This is a genomic window from Pseudomonas nitroreducens NBRC 12694, from assembly GCF_002091755.1.
GTDB lineage: Bacteria > Pseudomonadota > Gammaproteobacteria > Pseudomonadales > Pseudomonadaceae > Pseudomonas > Pseudomonas nitroreducens.
The window spans coordinates 642,192-666,052 of sequence record NZ_BDAI01000002.1 but is presented as its reverse complement, the minus strand read 5'-3'; the positions used below and the strand labels follow the sequence as shown (position 1 = coordinate 666,052).

Genomic DNA, 23,861 nt, shown 5'->3' with positions numbered 1-23,861 from the left:
AAACGGACACGCCCCGGCGAGCCGGGGCGTGGGGTGGTGCGGAAGGTCGGCGCGGATCAGCTCTTGTCGCCGATCTTGTAAAGGCGCGCCAGGGGCGTCTTGGTGGTCGGGCCGAACCAGGTGTCGTAGATGGTCTGGGCTTTACCATCAGCCTCCAGTTCGGTGAGGCTCTGGTTGACGAACTCGGTCAGGGTTTTCTCTCCCTTGGGGATGCCCACACCAATCAGGTCATTGGAGATGGTGAAGGGCGGGACTTCGTACTTGTCCTTGTCCGGCACGTTGGCCAGCAGGCCGATCAGCTTGGGGCCGTCCTGGGTGATGGCCTGGACCTGGCCGTTGCGCAGGGCGGTGAAGGCGAACGGTGTGTCGTCGTAGGCGATGACCTTGGCGCCGGGGAATTTCTCCCGCAAAACGCCTTCGTTCACTGTGCCCTTGTCGACGCCGACGCGCCATTTGTTCAGGTCTTCCGGCGATTTCAGGCTGCCCTTGCGCACGATGAACTGCTGCCCGGAGGAGAAATAGGGGATGCTGAAATCCACCTGCTCGGCGCGCTCGGGGGTGATGGTGAAGTTGGCCAGCACCAGGTCGACCTTGTTCGCGGTCAGCAGCGGAATACGGTTGGCGGGGTTGGTCGGCAGTACCTGCAGCTTGACGCCGAGCTTGTCGGCCAGTGCCTTGGCGTAATCCACGTCGAGGCCTTCGATCTGCTTGCTTCTGGCGTCGACGAAGCCGAACGGCGGGTTGCTGTCGAAGGCGGCTACGCGCAGCACTCCGGCCTTCTTGATGTCTTCCAGGCGGTCGGCGTGAGCCAGCCCCGAGAGGACGGCCAGGGCGAGGGCGGTAACGGCAGTGAGTTTCTTCATGAACATCCAGCTCCTTGTCGGGCCACGCTCGTTTGACGGGGTCCCGGGGTGATCGAGAGCGGGCGCTCGAGGGTGGGAGAAGCCCGCTGTAGAGCGGCGAGGGTCGCCCGCCGGCGAAGCCGAGTGTGGCAGTGCGGCGGGGCTGCGGAGAAGGAATGAATTGGTCTATCTAATAACTGGAAGAAATATAAAGTAACCGATTAGATAACCATTTACATGAATCTCGCATGTGCGTAGGAGCGGAATTGCACCTGTAGGAGCGAGCTTGCTCGCGAACGGCCAAGCGCCCGACTCGCCGGGAACTTCGTTCGCGAGCAAGCTCGCTCCTACAAAGGGCGGAAGCTGTCAGGGCCTCCAGCGTGCGGCACTGACGTCGACGGTGCGGGGCAGGATGCGCTCGGCGAGGAACAGGTCGGCGGTGCGCTGCTGTGCGGCAATGTCTGCATCCTCCAGCGGACGGATAGGCGAGGGCGGGCGATGCTTGAAGGTTTCCGCGATCACGTCCGGAGAGAGGCCGGTGACGCGCGCCATGATCGCTACGCTGCCGGTTTCGTCGCTACGGGTCAGGGCTTCGGCCTGGTTGAGGCTGTCCAGTACCTGGCGGATGAACTCGGGATTCGCTCCAGCGTACTCACGGCTGGACAGGTAGAACGGCCCGCTCAATCCCAGAGCACGCCGGCCGAGGCGTTCTTGCCGAACAGCGTGCCCTGTGGGCCGCGCAGCACTTCGATGCGCTCGACGTCAAGCAGGTCCAGGGTCGCCTGGCCGGGCCGGCCGAGCGCTACGCCGTCGATCACCGTCGACACGCTCGGCTCGACGCCGGGGGAGGTGGAAATGGTGCCCACGCCACGCACGAACAGCGAGGTGTCCTTGTTCGAGGCGCCGGTGCGGAAATTCAGGGTCGGCACCTGTTGGACGATGCTCGACACGTTGTTGCGGTTGTCGCGCTCCAGCTGTTCGCCGTCGATCACCGAGACTGCGACGGGGACCTTCTGCAGCGACTCTTCGCGACGGGTCGCGGTGACGGTCACTGCCTTGAGCGTCGGCGCCGAGTCGGCGGACTGGGTGTTGCTGCCCGTGGTTTCGGCTGCCTGCACGCTGCAGGCCAGCGCGCCGATCACACTGGCGATGCCCAGGGCCAGCGCGCTGCGTCGGCCGGTGAATTGCGGACGGCCGAGCGTCCCCCATTGTTGCGATTGCATAGCCACTCCTTCGTGCCCTGGTCCGCCCTCGTTTCTCATTTCGGGGCGCTTTTCTCTACGGGACTGTCACGAGCGCTCGCTCGTGCGAGTGGCTGGAATCGTTGCGGACAGTTTGTGTTGTTAGCGCTAACATTGGCGAGTATCCTGAATCACTAGATAGATCGTCAAATAATTAAAAATTACGTTTATATTCCTGACTTAAAGAAACAGGAGCGCCGAATTGGCCAACCAGATACCGCGCAAACGCCGTGGGGCAGGGCGCGTGACGCTCACCGCCGTGGCGGAGCTGGCGAGGGTTTCCGCCATCAGCGTGTCGCGCTACTTCAACCAGCCGGCGCAGCTGTCGGATGACCTGCGCGAGCGCATCGCCGCGGCAGTGGAGGAGCTGGGTTACGTGCCCAACCAGGTTGCCGGCGGGCTGGCCTCGGCGCGGGGCAGGGTAGTGGGGATGGTGGTGCCGAACATTTCCGGGCCGATCTTCGCCGACACCATCCAGGCCTTCAGCGACACCCTGGCCGCGCACGGTTACCAACTGCTGCTGGCATCCAGCTACTTCTCCGAAGACAGGGAGGAAAACGCCGTACGCGCCTTTCTCGGCTGGAACCCGGCGGCGCTGGTGCTGACCAGCCATTTCCATACGCCGGCCACCGAAAAGCTCATTGCAGGGGCGGACATGCCAGTGGTGGAGGTGTGGGATTACCAGCCTGGGCGCGCGCCGATCCAGGTCGGTTTTTCCCATTACCAGGTCGGCGTGGATGCCGTGCACTACCTGCACGGCAAGGGCTACCGGCGAATCGCCTTCGTGCAGAACAGCGCGCCAGGAGACTTCAGCGCCCTGGACCGCCGCGACGGCTATGCCGATTCCTTGCGCGAACTGGGTGGCGAGCCCTGGATGTTCGTACCCACCGAGAGCGCGCCTTTCGAGGCTGGGCGGCAGGCCATGGAATCATTGATGGCACGAGGGTCGCACCGTCCCGAGGCGATCGTCTTCGCCAACGACAACCTCGCTGCCGGTGGCCTGCTCGCGGGGCAGCGCGCAGGGCTGAAGATTCCTGATGAGTGCGCGGTGCTGGGGTTCGGTGACTATCCCTTCGCGCCGATGCTGCTGCCCAACCTGTCCACCATCAAGCCGCCAGCCCGCGAGATCGGCGAGATCGCAGCGCTGCGCGTGCTGCAGTCCATCGGTGTGGTGCCACTGGATGGCGAGGTGGAACGTCTGAACCTGCTCGGCTGCCGGGTGCTGGAGCGCGAAAGCGCCTGAGCCCTTCAGCCTGTCCATCCACTGCAGGAGCGAGCCGGCTCGTGAACGAGTATCCCGGCGGCTCCGTAGTCGAGCGGTTCGCGAGCAGACTCGCTCCTGCGAAAAGCTCAAGCGCGCCTACTTGGCCAGCAGGTCGATCACTTCCTGGTCAGTGAGTTGGTGGAAGTCCCGGTAGTGATCACCCACTGCGCGGAACGGTGACGGCGTGTCCAGGCAGATCAGGGTATCCACCTCGTCACGCAGCTTCTGCACGGTTTCCGCCGGGCCCACCGGAACGGCGAGCACCACCTTGTGCGGGTGCTGTGCACGCAGGTACTTGAGCGCGGCGCGCACACTGCTGCCAGTCGCCAGGCCGTCATCGACGACGATCAGGTCGCGATCCTCGAGTTGCGCTGGCGCCTTCGCGCCGCGGTACAGCAAACGGCGCCGCTCCAGTTCGCGGATCTGCTCCAGCACCTGCTGTTCAAACCATTCCGGCGGCGGATCAAGCTGCTCGAGCATCTGTTCGTCCACCACCCAGTTTGGCTCGGGGCCGTCGACAATGGCGCCCAGGGCGTACTCCTCGTTGCCGGGTGCGCCGATCTTGCGCACCAGCAGTACATCCAGCGGCGCGCCCAGCGCTCGGGCGACCTCCTTGGCGACGGGCACGCCACCGCGGGGCAGAGCGAGGATCAGCGGGTTTTCCAGCGGCATGTCGCGCAGGACCATCGCCAGCGCCACGCCGGCATGGCGACGATTGGTGTATCGCACTGAGGGCATCTGAACCTCCTTTCGCGAATCACAGCAGCCTGGCCCGTGCCCGGCGCCATTTGCGGGTGCGTTTGCCGGTCCGGGCCAGACGGACCTCGCTGCGACTGCGAGCCGCCGGAAATCGATGGCGCCTGGCAGATTCGTACCGACTGAGCCTGCATGGGGCTGCCGTGAATTGTGAGCGGCAGCCCCATCGAAGGTTCAGGAATTGCGCGCGGACGGCCCTATCGGGAGCGTCTGCCACACACCTTGAACGACTGCCAGTATTGCGACTCCCAGTATCAGGTCCATGCCGAAACGGTACCGATCCCGCTCTTTGCCGGAGCTGTGCCTATAGTTGCTCCTGCGAGTTTCGTCTGCCACCAGCCAACCGAGGAGAGATCGCCATGCACGCGTACCTGATCCGCTACCGCCGCAACGGCCAACCCATGAGCACTGTGCTGGTGCAGGAGAGCCTGAGCCGCCAGCAGGCGCAACAATTCGTCCGCGCACTGCATGGGCCGATCGGGCGCGATTCGCGCTCCGATATCCAGGTCAGCGAGGTGCTCTGCACTCAGTGACCGGGGGCCCGCCGCACCGATGGCGGCCAGCGAAAACGGCGCCCGTCCCTGGGCGCCGTTTTCGTTGAAGAGAGCAGGGTGGATTCATCGTGCCGGCGAGCGCCGGAGACCACCCTCTGCCGGTCAGTGATCAGCGCGGCTGCGCTGGCCTCCCTTGCGACCCGCCTCGGATGCACGCGCCGGGTCATTCTTGAAATTGCCGCCGCTATGCTGGCCGCCTTTCCTGCCGGCCTCGGATGCCCGCTGGGGGTCTTCCGCAAAGTTGCCTTTACCACCTCTGTGTTCGGCCATGGGGAACTACTCCGTGGGAAGTGAATGGGCGAATGCGGTGCATTCACTTCATCCGAAACAAATCGATCAGCGGTGTTCGACTGATTTTAAGAACGATCAGGCATGAATCGGGCGGCCGCTCGTTATATGGGGGAGCACGACCGAGCGGAGTTCGCCTGCTGGCACACCCGTCACACCACGCGTTTGCGAAGCCGGCCGATGAGCTTCTGCCGCTGCTCGGCGTCCGCCTCCCAGACCTTGCCATCGAGGGCGTGGCAGATCAGCCAGATTTCTTCGTTGTTGAGCATGACCGCACCGCCGCCGGATTCCGCGCGGCGCTTGCGGTAGGCGGCCTGCTTTTCGGCGTTGGTCATGGCGCCTTCCTTGCGGGGGCGGCCTTTGCTCGGGGCTTCGAAAGCGTCGCGAGTGGCTCTGTCCTTGGCGTCTTTCATGCGGGCCTCGTCAGGGGGTTGGTAACGCGTTACCGTATTGATCTGCCCTTCATGGTAACGCGTTACCAATAATAGCCGAGCTCGCAAGCCGCGCCAATCGTCGGCCGAGGCGACGCACTGGGTCAAATGGAGCTATTCCTCACAGGCGCACAGGGCCAAGGGAGGCTGACGTGGAACGACTGCGGAAGGTGCTAATGGCCTCGGCTTTCAACGAGACCTGCGTTGTCCAGGTGCTGCGCGAGGCCGCGCTCAAGGCCGGCACTGCCGACACGGCATCGGCGCTGATGGCCGCGGCGCAGTTGCTGGAACACGACGCGGAAACCCTGCTTCACGCCGCCCACCGCATCGATCTCGTGCTGCACCATGCGTCCGGCGAGGGAGGCACCATTTCATGGGTGGTCATGGACTGATCCAGCTCGAACGATCGATTTGAACCGCCGCTACGGTCGCCCGGTCAGTGCTTGGGAGAGAGCCAGAATCCGGAGGCACCATGCAGGACGAATCCCTGACCAGGCGTTATCACGTCTGCTTTGTGCGAGACGGGCGGGAATTCGAGTTCGAAGCCGAGGACGAATCCATGAGCGAAGCGCGGGCATGGAGCCACGTGGCGCGCCATCTGCACATCCCGATCCACGATCTGCGCGGCTACCAGAAGCGCTACCACACCATCCGCCGCAATGTGGAGGCCCACAACGTGCAGGACGTTACCTACCGTGTTGCCAGGGCGGGAGACTAGGCCGCCGCCTCAGGTCTGCGCCGAGACCAGGCGGACGTCGCAGATGGTAATGCCGCGGGCGCCCAGCCAGGACTCGACCTCGGCGGAGGAGTGCAGCGGGCGGGGCTGCTCGGGGAATTCACGAACATAGATGGAGAAGGCGATCGCCTTGATATGGGGAATGCTCCGCGCGCGCATGAGCAGGTGGCGGTCCTTGCCGTTGAGTTGATACTCGATCAGCCATTGCATGGTCGTGCGACTTCCCTGGCAGGGTCGATCTGTGGAATGGCTGACAAGAGTAGCCCCTGATCGCTCAGGGGCAATACTGGTCATCGGACCGACACTTGAGCTGACCGATCAGGCGGCAGCGTCCTTGGCCTCCTCGCGCCCGGCGCGTACGTCGAAGGCGCCCCCGGTGAGCACGCCATCCACCGTTACACGCCCCTTGCCAGGCAGCAGCGGGAATACCAGCTCGGCAAATCGGTAGGCTTCCTCCAGGTGCGGGTAGCCCGACAGCACGAAGCTGTCGACTCCCAGCGCGGCATATTCCAGCAGGCGTGCCGCGACGGTTTGCGGGTCGCCTACCAGTGCGGTGCCGGCACCGCCACGGACCAGGCCGACGCCGGCCCAGAGGTTTGGCGCAACCTCCAGCTTGTTGCGGTCGCCACCATGCAGCGCGGCCATGCGCTGCTGGCCGACCGAATCCATCTTCGCGTAGTTCGACTGCGCGGCCGCGATGGTGGCGTCATCCAGGTGGCTGATCAGTTCGTCGGCGGCGGCCCAGGCCTTCTCGTTGGTTTCCCGCACGATCACATGCAAGCGCACGCCGAATCTCACCGTGCGCCCCAGGCGCGCTGCTCGTTCGCGCACGTCGGCAATCTTCTCGGCCACGGCGGCGGGTGGCTCGCCCCAGGTCAGGTAGGCATCCACATGCCTGGCGGCCAGTTCATGGGCGGCAGGGGAGGAGCCACCGAAGTACAGGGGCGGGTAGGGCTTCTGCACGGGAGGGAAGAAGTTCTGCGCACCCTTTACCTTCAGGTGCCGGCCTTCGAAGTCCACCGTCTCGCCCGACAGCAGGCGACGCCAGATGGTGAGGAATTCATCCGAGGCGGCGTAGCGTTCGTCGTGGCCGAGGAAAACGCCATCCGCCTCCAACTCAGTGCTGTCTCCGCCAGGGACGACGTTGAGCAGCAGCCGACCGCCACTGGCCTGGTCCAGGGAGGCGGCCTGGCGCGCGGAGGCTGTCGGGTTGCCCAGCGAGGTGCGCAGCGCCACCAGCAGCTTGATCCTCTGCGTGACCGGCACCAGGCTGGCCGCAGTGACCCAGGGGTCCAGGCAACTGCTGCCCGTGGGAATCAACAGGCCGTCGTAACCGAGTTGGTCGGCGGCGACCGCGATCTGCCGCATGTACTCGTTGGTCGCCGGGCGGCCGCTGCCGGAATGACCCAGGTAGCGGGTGTCGCCGGAAGTCGGCAGGAACCAGAAAATATCCAGACTCATAGGGGTGTCCTCGTTGCCATCATCGAAGTAGGGCGTCGCCCTGTCGGTGCACGCGTGGCAAGTCTTCATTGGAATGCGACCCGGCAGCCGGCACGGTCGGTGCGCTCGATTCAGGCGGGAAGGTACGAGAGCGGCTGCGCTGCGGTCCTGCGGGGCAGCAAGGCTTGTGCCAGCGCTGCGGCCCGCGGATTCCGGGGGGATTCGCCGCTGGGCAGGTGTTGCTGCGGCAGCAATGCTGTTGATCGACTGTTGCTGTGCCAGCACTTGGCGCTGCGAAAAAGGCATTAGGTTATGCCTTCCGGCGATTTGTCCTCGGAGGCGCGACCGATCAGGATAGGCATTCGTGATCGAAGCCTCTGAATACCAAGGAACACAGCAAGCGATGAACGACGCCAATCGACTGAACGAGAATGGCCCGGTGAACTGGCAACTGGCGCAGATCGTCGAGGACCTGCGCGGAGCCCGTAACGAGTGGCGATCCCGCACTGGGCGACATCCGGAACAGGGCGGTCGTGAACTGCCTTCGCGGCACTCCATCGAGGAAGTGGTCGAACGCCTGGCGAGCGCATTGTTTCCCATGCGCCTCGGCCCGAACGACCTGCGCGAGGAAAGCGAAGACTTCTTTGTCGGCCATACGTTGGACGCGGCCCTCAATGCACTGTTGGTGCAGGCCCGCCTGGAACTGCGCTACAGCGCGCGGCAGCGCGGTGACGTAGTAGATGGTCGGATCGACGAGCATGCCGTGCTGCTGGTACGCGACTTCGCCCGTGCGCTCCCGGAAATGCGCAAATTGCTGGATGCCGACGTGCTCGCCGCCTATCAGGGCGACCCTGCCGCGCGCAGCGTCGACGAGGTTCTGCTGTGCTACCCGGGCGTCGTCGCGATTATCCACCACCGCCTTGCGCATCACCTGTACAACGCCGGCTTGCCATTGCTGGCCCGGATCATCTCGGAGCTGGCGCACTCGGCCACCGGCATCGACATCCATCCCGGCGCGCAGATCGGCAGCAGTTTCTTCATCGACCATGGCACCGGCGTGGTAATCGGAGAAACCGCGATCATCGGCAAACAGGTGCGCATCTACCAGGCGGTAACCCTGGGTGCGAAGCGCTTCACCGCTGACGAAAGCGGCCAGTTGCACAAGGGCGAACCACGCCACCCGATCGTCGAAGACGAAGTGGTCATCTACGCCGGCGCCACCATCCTGGGGCGCGTCACCATCGGCAAGGGCTCGACCATCGGCGGCAACGTCTGGCTGACTCGCAGCGTGCCGCCAGGCAGCCAGGTGAGCCAAGCCAGCCTGCAGCACGACGAGAGTCGCTGCGGCAAGGATTGATGCGATGGAAACGGGGCGGGGGAGTTGACAGCTCCCTCGCTCCTTCAGCAGTATCCGTCAGACATTTAGCGCAACGGCATTTCCATGCTTCCCACTCACGATCATTCGCTTTCCGCTTCGGGCTTCCTTGCCCAGGCTGGCGCGTGCGTCGTCGTTGCGAAGAAATCGAAGAAACAGTCGCTCATTTGACCGGGGCGCTGTCCCGTCAGATGGGCTGACAGGACACAAGGCGCAAGGTCGAACCTCCCTCCCGCTTGATTTCCGCACCCTCCCTGACGGCGACCCGACGGTCAGCCAACAGGAGTTTTTTGCATGTCGAGTTTTCGTGGAATCTGGGTGGCACTGGCCACGCCTTTTCGTGGCGGCGCCGTCGATTTTCCGGCCCTGCAGCGTCTGGTAGCGAAGCTGCTGGAGGAGGGCGTCAGCGGTTTCGTCGTCTGCGGCACCACCGGCGAGGCGGCCGCCTTGAGCCACTCGGAGCAGCTGGAAATCCTCGACGCGGTACTGCAATGGGTGCCGTCGCGGCAGGTGATCATGGGGTTGGCAGGCAACAATCAGCCTGAGCTCCTGGCCTGCCTGGAGGACATCCAGCGCCGCCCGGTGGCTGCTGTACTGGTGCCGGCGCCGTACTACATTCGTCCGTCACAGGCCGGCCTGGAATCCTTCTTCCACACCATCGCCGACGCAGCCAGCGTGCCCGTTGTGCTCTACGACATTCCGTACCGCACCGGTGTGCGCATCGAGCGCGAAACGCTGCGCCGCATCGTCCGCCATCCCAACATTGCCGCGATCAAGGACTGCGGCGGTGACCCTGAAACCACCATGGCGCTGATCGCCGACGGACACGTCGACGTGCTCACAGGCGAGGACCTGCAGATATTCTCCAACCTGTGCCTGGGCGGTGCCGGCGCGATCTCGGCGTCGGCCCATGTGGGTGCCGAGCTCTACATGCAGATGTTCCGGCAGATGGAGGAAGGAAATGTCATCGCTGCCCGAGCCATTTTCTACCGCTTGCTGCCCTGGATGCAGGCCGCTTTCGCTGAGCCCAATCCGTCAGCCGTCAAGGGCGCGCTGGCACTGCAAGGATTGATTGCCAACGAGGTGCGCGAGCCGATGCAGGCGTGCACGCCGGCGACGCTGGGAAGGCTACGCGGGGTTTTGGCGGCGCTGGCTGGATAGGCTCTGCAAAAGGACAGGTAACGCGTTACCAGAATGAGCAGGGATATTTGGTAACGCGTTACTGGCGACTGGCAAGACGAAGTCGGCTGCAGTGGAATGGGTGGCGCCTGACTCGTGCGGCATGATCCTGAGGCGGCTTTAATACTCGCATCAGACCTTTCGCTGCCTGAGCGTCTGCTCGAATGATTTGCAAACCCTGAACGGATACCTGTGCATTGAAATCAGATGCGGCTTGGCAAGAGGCAGCATGAGCATCGACATCAGTGATACGCGAAGCGCAGGAACAAGAGAATCGAGTCGCATCGGCGTGAACCGACGTGGATTGAGCCGGAATCGAAAGAAAGGCAGCAGAACTGTCCAGGCGGGGGATTTTGCGGATTGAAATTCGTGACACTCGAGCCCGGTAGCGCCATAGGTAACTTCGCATAATGTATATTATGTTAAATTCTGTATGTGGATACTCGCAGTACTCCAGGCGTTCTCTCTGTCTGCTCAATCAGAACGCCAACCCCACTCTTAGGCTGACCACGGTATCGGCTGCCATGTCTTCACAACGGTTCATGGCGTTGACCCAGGTCTGAGCAGACTTGAGGTGATCTGCCGAAGCGCCGCTCCGCCATCTATTGACTCACTCAACAAATGACGACGACAGCCAAGGGCTGAAGGCGACTCACCGGCTTCAAGAACTGCCCGGCCCACGCTGATCCTCTTCCTCATGCTCGGCCACCTTCTGTGGCGAACCGTCCTGCACATTCTCCTCACCGATCTCCTCGTAGGTCTTGCGCAGCTTCTGCAATTCCTCGCTGCCTAAGTCGTCCAGCCCCATCAGCACGCGGTGGGCGTGGTGGGTGGTACGCAGCAACTCGTCGATCTTGATGTGCAGCGCGTCGGTGTCGCGGTTCTGGGTGCTCTGGATAAGGAAGACCATGAGGAAGGTGATGATGGTGGTCGAGGTATTGATGACCAGCTGCCACGTATCGTTGAAGTGAAAGAACGGCCCGCTGATTGCCCAGGCCACCAGCAGCACGCAGGCCAGGGCGAAGGTCAGTGGGCGGCCGGCCCATTGCGAAAGGGCTTGGGCAAAGCGTGAAAAGCCCGCCCCGCCCTTCTTCCCTGCTGCTGGTTGCGTGGGGTCGTGCGAAGGGGGAATTGCTTTCCGTTGACCCGCCGCTGAGGGGGCGCCCCGCTGGGGCTGAGCGTGGGCAGGCAAATCACCGCGCGATCCTGGTCCGATCATGGCATGCACTCCGCTGAAGTGGGGCCTGACCGGTAGAGACGTGGCAGCCTGGGGAGTTCAGAAATCTGCTCTGAGCCCGCACTGCCAGTGGTGTAGCGATCGGTCTTGAAGCTCTGCGTTGCCATTGTTCCCGGCCGATGCGAAACACCGCGCATCGGCCAGGCGACAAACGTCAGAAACGCGGGTCGTCGGTGGGTTTGGTGCCGTAATAGTCGTGGATCTGCTGGCTCCAGGTCGGGTCCTGCATGTCCGGCCAGTCGTGTTTATCGAACCCTGGCGCACTGGACAGACGTTCCTTGTCAACGTCCAGGACGAAGCGCTTGTTGACGGTGTCCAGGCGCAGCGCGCTCCAGGGCACCGCAAAGAGTTTCTCGCCCATGCCGAGGAACCCGCCGTAGGACAGCACCGCATAGGCGACACGGCCACTCTGCGTATCCAGCATGATCTCCTTGATGTCGCCCAGGTCTTCGTCGCGGGTGTTGTAGACATCGTTGCCGATCAGGGTGTCGGCGCCCATCAGGCGCGGGCCCGGCCCACGACTGGAGTCGGCCTCGACGGCGACGGGGCGATTCTTGTACATGCCATAGGTATCGCGATCTTCGTAGTTCATGGAGTGCTCCTGGCCATTGGCCACGGAAGGCTGGAGCAGCTTCGCACCGGGGCGGTCGACTCTGCTCCAGGTGCGCACGGAACGATTTGGGCCGTGCGCATCCAGCGCGGGACCGGGCGTGGCCCGGTTCCGGCAGCTTCGGGTGAAGTGCCAGACTGATTCAGCAAGTTCCACGCCCGGTTCGTCCCTGAGCGTAGGAGGACGCGATAGAGCGGCTGGGCCAGGAATTGATCGCACGGTGCAATCAGCAGAACGCCCGATCCGCCCTTGCGGCCTGTGCAAAACACCCGAGCGGTACGGATTGCTGGGCGCGTTTTGGCAGCCATCGCTATACCGGCCGCGCGCCGCCGAATTGGCCGCAAGGCACAGGACAAATCGGTTTGAACCGCAAACCGCAACGCGAGGTCGGCATGGCATAGAGGCTCCGAAAGGGGGAATGCCATGAAACACGACCGCTCGCACGCCCTGTCTCATCTGCTGCGCGACTTCGAACTGCCGCAGGACGCTTCTCAGCAGGTGCCCTTTGTCGGCGCCGCGCTGCGCCAGTTGATCGACGACGGACTTGATCGTTTGCCCTTGCCCGCCAGTGGCGCAACCCTCGAGCGGTGGCAAGCCCTGGCGGCTGTGGCGGGCAGCGATCTATCCCTGCTCAAGCTCTACGAGGGACACACCGACGCCCTGGCCATTCTGGCAGAGCTGGATGGCGAGCCCCAGTGCGGAATCTGGGCCGTCTGGGCGGCAGATCCGCCCAGTCCCTGTGTCGAGGTGGTGGCTCGCGAGGCGGGCCATGTACGCATCAGCGGGAGCAAACCCTGGTGTTCCGGCGCAGCCGTGGCGGAGCACGCATTGGTCACGGTGAAAGATGAGCAGCAGCGTACCCAACTGGTGGCCGTCCCCCTCGCCCAGCCTGGCGTAAGCGTCGGAAGCAGCGGTTGGAACGCCGTGGGAATGGCAGCCACGGGCAGTGTGGCGGTGACCTTCGACCAGGCGCTGGCCCGCTGCGTCGGCGGCCCGCAGGAGTACCTGGAACGTCCAGGCTTCTGGCATGGCGGCGCAGGCATCGCCGCTTGCTGGTATGGCGCCGCGGGTCGCCTGGCGGATTATCTTCGCCAGGGCCGTAGCGAGGATCCCCATGCCATGGCGCACCTGGGAGCGGTCGATGCAGCCCTGGCCGGGGCCGCCGGGGCACTTCGCGAATGCGCCGGGTGGATCGACGAGAACCCCGCCGCTCCCTCGGAGCTGGCCGCCCGCCGGGTTCGCGCCCAGGTCGAAGGCGCTGTCGAAGCCGTGCAATGGCATGTCGGCCGGGCACTCGGGGCAACGCCGTTCTGCCGCGACCGACGCTTCGCTCGGTTGGCCGCAGACCTGCCGGTCTTCCTCCGGCAGAGCCACGGAGAGCGCGACCTGGCCCACCTGGGCAGGCACCTGAAGCGTCTCGAAATCGAGTCCTGGGCACTATGAGCCAGGCGCAGAACCTCATAGCCGGAACCCAGGGCACGCCACCTTCGCTGTGGCGCTCATGCATCCAGCTCGAACGACTGCCGCGCCTCCGCCGCGAAGAACTGGTGCCGCCGGGGCGCCGATTGGTCGTCGTCGCCCCGCATCCTGACGATGAAGTACTGGGCTGCGGAGGGCTTCTTGCCAGCCTGGCGGCACAGGACTGCGCGGGCCTGCTGGTTTCCGTGACGGATGGCGAAGCCAGCCATCCCGGTTCCACACACTGGACAGCAGACACGCTGCGGCAGACACGAATCGTCGAAAGCCGCAGCGCCCTCGCCCGCCTCGGCATCGATCTCGGCCAATGGCAGTGGCGACGCTTGCGATTGCCCGATGGCGGCGTCACCGCAGCAGCGCTTCGCGACCCATTGCGCGCCCTGCTGCGCCCGGGCGATCGACTGGTCAGTACCTGGCGAGAGGACGGCCATTGCGATCACGAACAGGTCGGGCTCGCCTGTGCGCAATTGGCGGCAGAGTGCGGCGCCCGGCATTTCGAGACTCCGATCTGGGCGTGGCACTGGGCCTTTCCCGGTGACCCGCGCCTGCCCTGGGGCCGCGCACGCCGCCTGGACCTTGACGACGAAGCGCTGCGACGCAAGCGCCAGGCTCTCGAAGCCCACGCCAGCCAACTGCAAGGCAGCACGCCGATCCTCAGCGCCCGGTTGCTGGAGACCCTGCTGCAGCCCTTCGAGGTGTATTTCCTGTGAACGCCGAGAAACGACCCCTGCCGCCCGAGCATTTCGACCGGCTGTACCGCGATGACCCGGACCCCTGGTCATTCCGAACCTCCTGGTACGAGAAGCGCAAGCGCGACCTGCTGCTCGCCTGTCTCCCCCGCATGCGATTTCGCAGCGGCTACGAACCGGCCTGTGCCAACGGCGAAACCAGTGTCGAGCTCGCCCGGCGGGTCGACCATCTGCTGTGCGCCGATTACAGCGTGGAGGCTGTCGCGCTGGCTCGCCAGCGCCTTGCTGGACTAGGCAATGTGCGCGTGGTGCGGCAGGCACTGCCCGAGCAATGGCCGCAGGCGAGGTTCGAACTCATCGTGCTGGGTGAGCTGGGCTACTACCTGGGAGCGCAAGCCTGGCAGCGGACTTGCCGGAAAGCGGCGGCGAGCCTGGCGGAGGGCGGCGTACTGCTGGCCTGTCACTGGCGGCACCCGATCGAAGGCTGCACGCTGACCGGCGACGAGGTCCATGAGGCGATCACCCTGGCGATGGGGTTTGCGCCCAGCGTGCAGCATCTGGAGACCGACTTCCGCCTGGAACTCTGGGCCAACGAGGCCCCCGGATGATTGGCATTCTCGTACCGGCGCACAACGAGGCCGCACTGCTGGGAACCTGCCTGCGCTCCCTGCAGCAGGCAGCCTTGCATCCCGGCCTGGAGGGCGAGCCGGTGTGCATCCTCGCGGTGCTGGACGCCTGTTCCGACGATAGCGAATCCGTCGCCGCCTCGCTGGGCGTCGCCGTGCTGCAAGTCCACGAGCGCAATGTCGGTCATGCGCGCAGGGCCGGCGCCGCGTGGCTGCTCGCCCAGGGCGCACGCTGGCTCGCCTGCACCGATGCCGACACCTGCGTCAGCGATGACTGGCTGGTTCGCCAGCTGGCCTTCGGCGCCGAGGCCGTCTGCGGCACGGTGCAGGTATCGGATTGGTCGGGCCACGACGAACAGGTGCGCCTTCGCCATGAAGAGCATTACCAGTGCCGCGAGGACCATCGCCACATCCACGGAGCCAACCTCGGCATCTGCGCCCGGGCTTATCAGCGGGCCGGGGGATTCCGTCCCCTGCCCTGCAACGAGGATGTCTGCCTGGTTCGTGACCTGGAGCGAAGCGGCGCGCGGATCGTCTGGACCCATCAGACCTGCGTCACTACCAGCGCGCGCGCCGATTATCGGGCCTCCGGCGGCTTCGGCGAGTTCCTCGCGAATCTCTCGGCGCGCTGAACGGACGAGTTCACCCGATGATCCGTCGATCAGAGCCAACACAACCCACCCCGCGAAGCGCAGCGGCAAGGCGTATTGCAACCGGCTGAAAGCCGGGTCGTGCATTTTGCTGGTTGCACATAGCCAGCCGCATTTGATTTTTCTCTTTTCTTTCAGTTACTTGGCTTCAAGCCGGCGACTGGTACGGACCCTGCTTACGGCTTTAAGTGACCATCGGGGGCTTTCCATTGGGCTTCTTGACCGGCGGGGCCTTTTCCCCTGCCTGAGTGACCGCAGCAACAGCAGTTCCGGAGCCACCCCATACATTTCGGTAGCTGGCGCCTGTCTGTACAGAAGGAGCAACCGGCCGCGGCCGACCACCGGGCCTGCTGGCGGAAAGACGAAACTTCGCCCTCCGCCCCCCTGTCACCCGAAGGACGGCACCCACCCACGGAGACCCGCAGGGCCGGCAGATAAAGCCACGCCCCGGCTGACACAGAGAGGAACGAACGATGCGCAACCAGCTGGCCGATGTGTGTCTGGAAGACGCCACAATCAACCTCAGCGCGGTACCCTCGGCCGATGGTGCGCCGCCGCAGCGACGCAAACGGATTCTCTTCGTCTCTTCGGAGTTTTCAGATTTCGTCAAGGCCGGCGGCCTGGGCGATGTCTCCTCTGCCCTGCCCCGTGCCCTGCTGGGTGACCACGATATCCGCGTGCTGATTCCCGGCTACCCACAGGTACTCAAGGGGGCCGTGGCGTGCAAGATGGTTGGCCGCCTGCCCGGCCTCGCGGCCTTGCCCGCCTGTGATATCGGCGAACTCAAGCTCGCCGATGGGCTGGTGGTGTACGCGGTGATCTGCCCGGAACTCTACGACCGCCCCGGCACCCCGTATGTAGACCAGAACGGCCATGAATGGGCCGACAACCACATCCGTTTTGCACGGTTGAGCCTCGCCGCCGCAGACCTGGCTGCCGGCATGAGCGAACTCGCATGGAGCCCGGACCTGCTGCACGTGAACGACTGGCCCACGGCTCTTGCTCCGGCCTATATGGCCTGGCGCGGACAATCGACGCCCAGCGTACTGACCATCCATAACCTCGGTTATCAGGGCGCCTGCCCGCTCAGTCATGGTGCTCTCCTGCGGTTCTCGGACAAAGGCTGTCGGCCGGTTGAGCCGAACCAGCGGCTGGAGTTCAGGTTGACTGCCCGGTGGGCACGGGGCGGCAGCATCGGCCGCCGCCCCTCCGCTCAGGCGGGGATCTTCCCGGCATGGGCTTCACGACCCCAGATGCGGTGCTGCAGCAAGGCCTCCTGCAACTTGCCGAATACTTCGCTGGCGGACTTGCCGTCGATCACCCCTTCATCCGCGGGCAGGCCTAGCTGCGCCGGCAGCTTCCCGGCGTCGCCGGCGAATGCCAGCGGCTTGAGGTGCTTGTACGCCTCCAGCAGGTAGTGCAGCGCGCGGCCATCGCTACCGATGGCCTGCACGGATTTCGCGCCGCCGGGCACGAACACCGCGTCGAAAGCCACCGACGGCAGGCCGTCCCAGCTGGCATCGGGCACCAGCGCCGAACCCGTTTCGGACTTCACCGGGGCGGCACTGGGGCCGATCAGCTTGGCGCTCGCCCCCGCCTTTTTCAGCGCATCCTGCAAGCCCTTGACGTCGCTTTCCTTGACGCCATCGGCGACCAGGATCGCCACCTTGCGGGAGCGGATATCGCCGGCCAGCAGGTTGGCCTGGCTCAAGGCCGGCGATGGCTTGGGCTGCGGAACCTGGGCCTTCCTGTTGGTGAGTTTCACCCCGATACGCTGGGCCACGCGCTCGGCAAGTTTCGGGCAGATATTGGCGAGAATCTGGTTGACCTCGCGCTCGCGAATCGCCATTCGCTCGACCTTCGACAGCTCGAACGCATAGGCCGAAACCACATGGCCCTGCTCCGCCTTACTGAGGCTGTGGTAGAACAGCGCGGCCTGGGTGAAATGGTCGGCGAAGGAATCGGCCCGTACGCGGACCTTGGTGCCGGTCATGGTTTCCGGATAGCTGGTGAAACCGCCGTGGCGCGCGGCGGGCGGGGTTTCCTTGGGCCAGCCGTTGTCGATGGAATTGGGTTCGTAGGCGGCGCGGCCCTTGTGCAGCATGTGCTGGTGCAGGCCGTCGCGCTGGTTGTTGTGGAACGGGCACAGCGGCTGGTTGATCGGAATCTGGTTGAAGTTCGGCCCGCCAAGGCGCGACAGCTGGGTGTCGGTATAGGAGAACAGCCGCCCCTGCAGCAGCGGGTCATTGCTGAAATCGATGCCCGGCACCACATGGCCGGGGTGGAACGCCGCCTGCTCGGTTTCGGCGAAGAAGTTGTCCGGGTTGCGGTTCAGCACCATGCGGCCCAGCAGCTTCACGGGAACAAGCTCCTCGGGCACCAGTTTGGTGGGATCGAGCAGGTCGAAGTCGAACTTGTCCTGGTCGGCTTCGGCGATCACCTGCACGCCCAGCTCCCATTCGGGGTAGTCGCCGCTTTCGATGTCGTCCCATAGGGTGCGGCGATGGAAGTCCGCATCCTTGCCGGCCAGCTTCTGCGCTTCGTCCCAGACCAGCGAGCAGACACCGGACTTCGGCCGCCAATGGAACTTGACGAACACACTGTCGCCCGCCGCATTGATCAGACGGAAGGTATGCACGCCAAAGCCCTGGATATGCCGCAGGGAAATCGGAATGGCGCGGTCCGACATGGCCCACATGACCATGTGCGCGGACTCGGGCGTCAGCGAGACGAAGTCCCAGAAGGTGTCATGGGCCGAACCGCCGGTAGGAATCTCGTTGTGCGGCTCGGGCTTCACCGCGTGGACGAAGTCGGGAAACTTGATCGCATCCTGGATGAAGAACACCGGCATGTTGTTGCCAACCAGGTCGTAGTTGCCCTCCTCGGTATAGAACTTCACCGCGAAGCCGCGAACGTCGCGCACCGTGTCCGCCGACCCGCGCGGCCCCTGCACGGTGGAGAAGCGCACGAACACCGGCGTACGCAGGCCCGCCTTGCCGAGAAACGCCGCCTTGGTCAGCTGGCTCCAGTCCTCGTAGCATTCGAAATAGCCATGGGCCGCTGCGCCCCGCGCATGCACGATGCGCTCGGGAATCCGCTCATGGTCGAAGTGGGTGATCTTCTCCCGCAGGATGAAGTCTTCCAGCAGCGAAGGTCCGCGCTCCCCTGCGCGCAGGCTGTTCTGGTTATCGGCGATGCGCACGTTGGTATTGGTGGTGAGCGCCTCCCCCGTGGCGTCCTCGCGGTGGGGCTCCAGTTGCTCGATCTTCTCGTTGCGGTTACGGCGGTCGGTGGTGTCGGTGCCAGCCAGATCGCTTCGCTTGATGGTGGGTTTCTTGGCCACGGTAGGGTCCTCCTCATCAGGATGCAGAATGGCGCCCTGTTGGGATGGACGTCGGCGCCGGGTTCTACCTGTTGGGACAGACCTCTGGCGCAGAGTTCAGATATTTGGCGAAGCAGGCCCGGCGACGCCCTGATCGTTCCGGATGATTTCTTCGCCCTGTGTCGACGCGATACGCAGCTATCCTGAGTCACAAATGCCCGCCGACAGGTCGACGGGCGACAAGGAGACGCTTCTTGAATTGGACTCGGCTATTCATCGCATCCTGCCTGTCGCTGACATCTTTTCCGAGCGTTGCCGAAAATACGCAGGCCTTTCTCCAGGGGCGCGTTTACGAGTTGCGCCGCGATATCCAGCAGCCCTCCTGCGTCGAGTGGCCAGGTGGTCTCCCGGATGGCGTATGGGGCAAGGGCGGTGAGTACATTCCGGATGGCGACCTGGTGAGTACCGACGGCCAGGTACTGATCGCTTCTGCAATCTACAAACCGTCTGGCGTCAGGGTTTCGCACACCTTCTACAAGAGCCGGCAGGCCTGCCAGGCTGAGCTTGCCGGGCAGGCCGCCGATGTTGCGACGGTTGCCACCGCAACGGGTGGCGACCAGGGTTCCTACGTCGACAGGCTTCAGCGCGATTTTGGCAGCCGGTTATATTTCAGCTCCGCCGAGGCCGAGGCCCTGGTGAAGAAGATCAACATCGACTGCAAGGCTCCGGACGGTCGCTACCTGCCCCTCTATAACGCACTGCTGGCCCGCCTGGATGAAGCCAGTACGCCCGAGGCCTGGATGGAGACCAGCGTGGTCAATACCGGCAAGAAGCTGCGGGTGTTCGACAGCGTCCGCCTCAAGAGCGGCAAGGAGCTGACCCCGCAATTGACCCTGGAAATCAACGAATTCGGCGGCTACCAGACTCACGGCGTTCGCAAGCAGGCGCTATCGAACGCGTGTTTTGGCACCTACGGCCCCATCTGGAAGCTCTAGATTCGCCACCGTCATGTTGAGCCTTGCGCCCTGCTCCGCTGTAGCCCTGGGCGCCGTCTGATCGACAGGCGCCTAGGGCTCCCAGTCCACGCCGGAGTCGGCCAGGTAGGCATCCACGGCGGCGCCCACCGTGGGGTGGAATGCCGATTCACCCAGGCCCTCGAACAGCTCGAACTGCTTCATCTTGTCCTTCACCGGGTCCTTCATCTCGGCGAACTGCAACTCCACCCCGCGTTGCTCCAGGATCTTGTCCAGCTCGGCGAGCATGTCGGCGGAGGTGATATCGATGCTGGTCACCGGGCTGGCCGCGATCACCAGGCGCTGCACGGGCGTGGGGGACTGGTTTAGCGCCGCCAGTACCTGGTTCTGGAACTGCTCGGCATTGGCGAAGAACAGCGGCGCATCCCAGCGCAGCAACACCAGGCCGGGAATGCGCCGCGCATTCGGGTAACGCGTTACGTCGTGATAACCACGCACGCCGTCCACCCTGCCCAGCACGGCATGGTGCGGTCGCCAGCCATCCCAGAGGAACTCGATCACCGCGATCACCACGGCGATGCAGATGCCTGGAATGGCCCCGAACACCGCCACGCCGGCAAAGCAGCCCATGGACAGCCAGAACTCCCATTGTTGCAGGCGGAAGATGCGCTTGAGGTCGGTGAACTCGAACAACCCCAGTGCCGCGGCGATCACCACCGCAGCCAGGGCACTGGTGGGCAGGTGCTGCATCAGGTTGGGCGCCGCCAGCAGCAACAGGGTCACCGCCAGGGCACCGACGATGCCGGTGAGCTGGGTCTTTGCCCCTGCGGCCTCGGCGACCGGCGTACGCGAGGAGCTGCTGCTGATGGGAATGCCCTGGAACAGCCCGGAAGCGAAGTTCGCCACGCCCAGGCCGAACATTTCCTGGTTGGGGTTCACCGGCGTCTTCAGCCTCGCCGCGTAGGTGCGCGACAGCACACTGGTGTCGGCGAATGACACCAGCGCCACGGCGATACCGCCCAGCAGCACTTCCACCAGATCGATGCCGCTCACCCAGGGAAACGAAAACCCTGGCAGCCCCTGGGGCAACTCGCCGAGCACCTTGACGCCGCGGCTGCCGAGGTCGAACAGGCTGACCGACAGGGTCGCCAGCACCACCGCGATGAGAATGCCCGGAAGGCGCCGGTAGCGCTTGAGTGCGAGGATCAGCACCAGGCAGCCTCCACCCACCGCGAAACTCGGCCAGTTGGCCTGCCCGCCCAGCAGCGCCCGGCCCAATGACCAGAGGTCCTGCAGCGGCCCCCGGCTCTCGACGGAAAGATCGAACAGCTTGGGCAACTGGCTGATCAGCACCGTCAGGGCGATGCCGTTCATGTAGCCGTAGCGGATCGGCTTGGACAGCAGTTCGGTGATGAAGCCCAGGCGCAGCAGCCCGGCGACCATGCAGACTACGCCGGAGACCAGCGCCATCAGGCTGGCGATGGCGATGGCTCGCTGCGGATCGCCTGCCGCCTGCACCAGCACCACCGCGAGAATCGGCGCGGCCAGCGCGGAGTCCGGGCCAAGCACGAGGATGCGGCTCGGGCCGAACAGCGCATAGGCCAGCAAGGGAATGATGGTCGCGTACAGCCCGTAGATGCCCGGTACGCCGGAAGCCTCGGCGTAGGCGATGCCCACCGGCACCAGCATGGTGGTCAGCACCAGGCCGGCGGCCAGGTCCCTGGGCAGCCAGCTCGCCTGGTAGTTGCACAGGGTGGCCAGCCCTGGCAGCCAACGCTGCCAGTCGAAGCGGGAGGATTGCCGTGGTGAGGTATCGGGCATGGGGTCGAAAGGCTCCGGGGCACTGCTGCGAAGGCCCGCGCATGGGAGCCTTGTGTCCCCTAGCCTAGATCAGCCACCTGTCCCTTGACGGTGCTCTCGGTCAAGATCGCGGTTTTGCGTTGCCGAGGCGTTTCGCGAAAACCGGCCGACCATGCAGGAGCGAGCTTGCTTGCGAACGATTGGCACCGGCGACCGGCGGAAAAGGTTCGCAGCAAGCTCGTTACTGCAGATGGTCGTTCAGCCGCCGGCGCTGGCCAGCAGCCGCCGGGCGCGGGCCAGCACCGGCGCGTCGACCATCTGCCCGTCGACCTGGAAGGCCGCCGCGCCGCCTTGCGAGGCCTCTACCACCCGGCGTGCCCAGTCCAGTTCCTCAGCGCCGGGGGCCAGCGCCGCATGGGCCACAGCGACCTGTCGGGGATGGATGCACAGGGCGCCGAGCAGGCCGAGGTCGCGACCATGACGGATGGTCGCGGCGAACCCTTCGGCATCGTCGAAGGCGGGGAACACGGTATCCAGCGGCGGCTGCAGGTCGTTCACCCGCGAATGCAGCAGCAGGCTCAGGCGTACCTGGTCGTAGACCACCGCGGCGGCCTGGGTGCCGCTGCTCATGCCGATATCCAGCGCCAGGTCGAGGCCGCCGAAGGTCAGGCGCTCGACGCCCTCGCAGGCGGCGATCTCCCCCAGCGCGAGCAGGCCGCGGGCGCTCTCGATCAGCGGCCACACCGGCTTGCCGGAGGCAGCGGCGATGCGCACCTGCATGGCGCGTTCGGCCTTGGGCAGCAGGATGCCGGTGACGCCCGGCAGGCGCCCGCAAAGTTCGAGGTCGGCCGCCTGCTGCGGATCGCCGGCGGCGTTCACCCGTACCCGCACGCGCGCCTCCGGATTGGCGTCGAGGAAGCTTTCGAGGTTTTCCCGCGCCCGGGCCTTGAGCGATGCCTCGACGGCGTCCTCGAAGTCGACGATCACTGCGTCGGCGCCGCTGGCCAAGGCCTTGGCGAAGCGCTCCGGGCGGCTGCCGGGAACGAACAGCGCGGTCCGTACGATGGAATCCGCCGGGGTATCCTGAATCATTGGGCTCTCCTGGGTCATACCGCGCCCTGCTCGTGCAGGCGCTGGATATCACCGGGGGTATACCCCAGTTCCCGGAGCAGGTCATCCGTCTGTTCGCCCAGCGCCGGCACGGCGTCCATGCGCGGGGCATAGGCGTTGCTGTTCACCGGCGGCAACAGCGCCGGCAGGCGGCCGGCCGGGCTGTCGATCTCGCGCCAGCGGTCGCGGGCGGCCAGCTGCGGATGCTGCCACAGGCCGCGCATGTCATTGACGTGGGCGTTGGCGATCTGTGCCTGTTCCAGGCGCCCGACCACCTGCTCGGCGTCGAGGCCGGCAAAGGCTTCGACGATCAGTGCACGCAGGGCATCGCGATTGGCCACGCGCAGGCTGGTCGCGGTAAAGCGGGGGTCGGCCGCCAGCTCCGGACGCTGCAGGACGACCTCGCAGAACAGCTTCCATTCGCGCTCGTTCTGCACGCCGAGCATGACGCTGCCGCCATCGCCGGTGGGGAACGGCCCGTAGGGATAGATGGTGGCGTGGGCGGCGCCGGCGCGCGGTGGCTGCGACTGGCCTTCGAAGGCGTAGTACATGGGGAAGCCCATCCACTCGGCCATGCCTTCGAGCATCGACACCTCGACGCGGCTGCCCTCGCCGGTCCTGCCACGCAGCAGCAGGGCCGAAAGGATGCCGCTGTAGGCGTACATGCCGGCGGAGATATCGGCGATCGAGCACCCGGCCTTGGCCATCTCGTCGGCGCCGGGGCCGCCGGTGACCGAGAGGAAGCCACTTTCACTCTGGATCAGCAGGTCATAGGCCTTCTTCTGCTCGTAGGGGCCGCCTTCGCCGTAACCGGAAATATCGCAGACGATCAGCCGCGGGAAGCGCTCGTGCAGCGCTTCGAACGACAAGCCCAGGCGCGCAGCGGCGCCGGGAGCGAGGTTCTGCACCAGCACGTCGGCCTGCTCCAGCAACTGCTCCAGCACGGCCTGCGCCGGCTCCTGCTTGAGGTCCAGCGACAGGCTTTCCTTGGACCGGTTGGTCCAGACGAAATGCGAGGCCAGGCCGCGCACACGCTCGTCGTAACCGCGGGCGAAGTCGCCGACGCCGGGGCGCTCGATCTTGATCACGCGGGCGCCGAGGTCGGCCAACTGGCGGGTGCAGAACGGTGCCGCGATGGCGTGTTCCAGGCTGACGACGGTAATCCCGTCGAGGGGACGCGAACTCATGGGCAACTCCAGACGCCGGCCGGGTGGCCGACGCTACGATTCGGTGGGATCGGGCGGCCTAGGCGCCCGCGAGT

24 protein-coding genes and 2 pseudogenes are annotated in these 23,861 nt (G+C 65.0%); 12 read left to right on the top strand and 14 right to left on the bottom strand.

What is annotated here, in order from left to right; genetic code table 11:
- Positions 1-56: 56 nt before the first annotated feature.
- The 3 genes and pseudogenes from PNI01S_RS08870 to PNI01S_RS08860 all read right to left on the bottom strand — a co-directional run.
- The gene (locus PNI01S_RS08870; protein WP_024767201.1) at positions 57-863 is read right to left on the bottom strand and encodes an ABC transporter substrate-binding protein; all 807 of its coding nucleotides are present in this window, start codon (positions 861-863) and stop codon (positions 57-59) included.
- Positions 864-1,208: 345 nt separating this feature from the next.
- Positions 1,209-1,526: a type 2 periplasmic-binding domain-containing protein gene (locus tag PNI01S_RS08865; RefSeq protein ID WP_174602959.1), complete on the bottom strand. Its 318-nt coding sequence runs from the start codon at positions 1,524-1,526 to the stop codon at positions 1,209-1,211.
- A gap of 5 nt (positions 1,527-1,531) precedes the next feature.
- Positions 1,532-2,065 (bottom strand): annotated as a pseudogene (locus PNI01S_RS08860) (TonB-dependent receptor plug domain-containing protein); the annotation flags it as partial.
- A gap of 220 nt (positions 2,066-2,285) precedes the next feature.
- Here PNI01S_RS08860 and PNI01S_RS08855 point away from each other — a divergent pair.
- On the top strand, positions 2,286-3,326 hold the full coding sequence (locus PNI01S_RS08855; RefSeq protein ID WP_084357889.1) for a LacI family DNA-binding transcriptional regulator: 1,041 nt from the start codon (positions 2,286-2,288) through the stop codon (positions 3,324-3,326).
- Positions 3,327-3,443: 117 nt separating this feature from the next.
- Here PNI01S_RS08855 and PNI01S_RS08850 read toward each other — a convergent pair whose 3' ends face one another.
- Positions 3,444-4,085: a phosphoribosyltransferase gene (locus PNI01S_RS08850; protein ID WP_084357887.1), complete on the bottom strand. Its 642-nt coding sequence runs from the start codon at positions 4,083-4,085 to the stop codon at positions 3,444-3,446.
- A gap of 377 nt (positions 4,086-4,462) precedes the next feature.
- Between PNI01S_RS08850 and PNI01S_RS28215 the strand changes: the two genes are divergently transcribed.
- Positions 4,463-4,636, top strand: a complete 174-nt coding sequence (locus PNI01S_RS28215; protein ID WP_099051252.1) for a hypothetical protein — start codon at positions 4,463-4,465, stop codon at positions 4,634-4,636.
- Between the two features lie 123 nt (positions 4,637-4,759).
- Here PNI01S_RS28215 and PNI01S_RS08845 read toward each other — a convergent pair whose 3' ends face one another.
- Both PNI01S_RS08845 and PNI01S_RS08840 read right to left on the bottom strand, forming a co-directional pair.
- The gene (locus tag PNI01S_RS08845) at positions 4,760-4,927 is read right to left on the bottom strand and encodes a con-10 family general stress protein (protein WP_081754103.1); all 168 of its coding nucleotides are present in this window, start codon (positions 4,925-4,927) and stop codon (positions 4,760-4,762) included.
- A gap of 170 nt (positions 4,928-5,097) precedes the next feature.
- Complete coding sequence (locus tag PNI01S_RS08840) at positions 5,098-5,280, bottom strand: hypothetical protein (protein WP_167632555.1); 183 nt, start codon at positions 5,278-5,280, stop codon at positions 5,098-5,100.
- A gap of 248 nt (positions 5,281-5,528) precedes the next feature.
- Between PNI01S_RS08840 and PNI01S_RS08835 the strand changes: the two genes are divergently transcribed.
- Complete coding sequence (locus PNI01S_RS08835; protein WP_141678459.1) at positions 5,529-5,768, top strand: hypothetical protein; 240 nt, start codon at positions 5,529-5,531, stop codon at positions 5,766-5,768.
- Between the two features lie 80 nt (positions 5,769-5,848).
- Positions 5,849-6,094 carry a hypothetical protein gene (locus PNI01S_RS08830; protein ID WP_024767195.1) on the top strand — a complete coding sequence of 82 codons (246 nt, stop codon included), beginning with the start codon at positions 5,849-5,851 and terminating at the stop codon, positions 6,092-6,094.
- 9 nt (positions 6,095-6,103) lie between these two features.
- On the opposite strand, the gene PNI01S_RS08825 is transcribed toward PNI01S_RS08830, so the two are convergent.
- Together PNI01S_RS08825 and ssuD are read right to left on the bottom strand one after the other, a co-directional pair.
- Positions 6,104-6,322 carry a hypothetical protein gene (locus tag PNI01S_RS08825; protein ID WP_024767194.1) on the bottom strand — a complete coding sequence of 73 codons (219 nt, stop codon included), beginning with the start codon at positions 6,320-6,322 and terminating at the stop codon, positions 6,104-6,106.
- Between the two features lie 108 nt (positions 6,323-6,430).
- Positions 6,431-7,573, bottom strand: coding sequence for an FMNH2-dependent alkanesulfonate monooxygenase (gene ssuD, locus PNI01S_RS08820; protein WP_024767193.1), 1,143 nt, complete (start codon positions 7,571-7,573; stop codon positions 6,431-6,433).
- Between the two features lie 382 nt (positions 7,574-7,955).
- On the opposite strand from ssuD, the gene epsC reads away from it, so the two are divergent.
- Positions 7,956-8,909 carry a serine O-acetyltransferase EpsC gene (epsC, locus tag PNI01S_RS08815; RefSeq protein WP_089285771.1) on the top strand — a complete coding sequence of 318 codons (954 nt, stop codon included), beginning with the start codon at positions 7,956-7,958 and terminating at the stop codon, positions 8,907-8,909.
- A 312-nt stretch (positions 8,910-9,221) separates the two neighbouring features.
- The gene (dapA, locus tag PNI01S_RS08810; protein WP_084357884.1) at positions 9,222-10,088 is read left to right on the top strand and encodes a 4-hydroxy-tetrahydrodipicolinate synthase; all 867 of its coding nucleotides are present in this window, start codon (positions 9,222-9,224) and stop codon (positions 10,086-10,088) included.
- A 679-nt stretch (positions 10,089-10,767) separates the two neighbouring features.
- On the opposite strand, the gene PNI01S_RS08805 is transcribed toward dapA, so the two are convergent.
- Both PNI01S_RS08805 and PNI01S_RS08800 read right to left on the bottom strand, forming a co-directional pair.
- Complete coding sequence (locus PNI01S_RS08805; protein ID WP_256576577.1) at positions 10,768-11,238, bottom strand: low affinity iron permease family protein; 471 nt, start codon at positions 11,236-11,238, stop codon at positions 10,768-10,770.
- A 259-nt stretch (positions 11,239-11,497) separates the two neighbouring features.
- Positions 11,498-11,935: a PRC-barrel domain-containing protein gene (locus tag PNI01S_RS08800; protein WP_024762568.1), complete on the bottom strand. Its 438-nt coding sequence runs from the start codon at positions 11,933-11,935 to the stop codon at positions 11,498-11,500.
- 441 nt (positions 11,936-12,376) lie between these two features.
- Here PNI01S_RS08800 and PNI01S_RS08795 point away from each other — a divergent pair, with 441 nt between their 5' ends.
- The 5 genes and pseudogenes from PNI01S_RS08795 to PNI01S_RS08775 form a co-directional block, all read left to right on the top strand.
- Entirely contained in the window at positions 12,377-13,396 is a 1,020-nt protein-coding gene (locus PNI01S_RS08795) for an acyl-CoA dehydrogenase family protein (RefSeq protein ID WP_024762567.1), read from the top strand.
- Entirely contained in the window at positions 13,393-14,139 is a 747-nt protein-coding gene (locus tag PNI01S_RS08790; RefSeq protein ID WP_084357880.1) for a PIG-L deacetylase family protein, read from the top strand. The genes PNI01S_RS08795 and PNI01S_RS08790 overlap by 4 nt, the downstream gene beginning before the upstream one ends.
- Positions 14,136-14,726, top strand: coding sequence for a methyltransferase domain-containing protein (locus PNI01S_RS08785; protein ID WP_256576573.1), 591 nt, complete (start codon positions 14,136-14,138; stop codon positions 14,724-14,726). The genes PNI01S_RS08790 and PNI01S_RS08785 overlap by 4 nt, the downstream gene beginning before the upstream one ends.
- Positions 14,723-15,376 (top strand): glycosyltransferase family 2 protein, encoded by a 654-nt coding sequence (locus PNI01S_RS08780; RefSeq protein WP_084357878.1) that lies wholly within the window; start codon positions 14,723-14,725, stop codon positions 15,374-15,376. The genes PNI01S_RS08785 and PNI01S_RS08780 overlap by 4 nt, the downstream gene beginning before the upstream one ends.
- Before the next feature lie 590 nt (positions 15,377-15,966).
- Positions 15,967-16,503, top strand: a pseudogene (locus PNI01S_RS08775) (glycogen/starch synthase); the annotation flags it as partial.
- Between the two features lie 104 nt (positions 16,504-16,607).
- On the opposite strand, the gene katE reads toward PNI01S_RS08775, so the two are convergent.
- Positions 16,608-18,764 carry a catalase HPII gene (gene katE / locus PNI01S_RS08770; protein WP_231387704.1) on the bottom strand — a complete coding sequence of 719 codons (2,157 nt, stop codon included), beginning with the start codon at positions 18,762-18,764 and terminating at the stop codon, positions 16,608-16,610.
- 206 nt (positions 18,765-18,970) lie between these two features.
- Between katE and PNI01S_RS08765 the strand changes: the two genes are divergently transcribed.
- A complete protein-coding gene (locus tag PNI01S_RS08765; protein WP_084357874.1) occupies positions 18,971-19,711 on the top strand; it encodes a hypothetical protein in 741 nt (246 codons plus the stop codon).
- Between the two features lie 72 nt (positions 19,712-19,783).
- Here PNI01S_RS08765 and PNI01S_RS08760 read toward each other — a convergent pair whose 3' ends face one another.
- The 3 genes from PNI01S_RS08760 to PNI01S_RS08750 all read right to left on the bottom strand — a co-directional run bounded on the left by PNI01S_RS08760 (position 19,784) and on the right by PNI01S_RS08750 (position 23,787).
- The gene (locus tag PNI01S_RS08760; RefSeq protein WP_084357872.1) at positions 19,784-21,511 is read right to left on the bottom strand and encodes a SulP family inorganic anion transporter; all 1,728 of its coding nucleotides are present in this window, start codon (positions 21,509-21,511) and stop codon (positions 19,784-19,786) included.
- Between the two features lie 237 nt (positions 21,512-21,748).
- Entirely contained in the window at positions 21,749-22,582 is an 834-nt protein-coding gene (locus PNI01S_RS08755) for an HpcH/HpaI aldolase/citrate lyase family protein (protein ID WP_038803211.1), read from the bottom strand.
- 14 nt (positions 22,583-22,596) lie between these two features.
- A complete protein-coding gene (locus PNI01S_RS08750; RefSeq protein WP_084357870.1) occupies positions 22,597-23,787 on the bottom strand; it encodes a CaiB/BaiF CoA transferase family protein in 1,191 nt (396 codons plus the stop codon).
- Positions 23,788-23,861 lie beyond the last annotated feature (74 nt).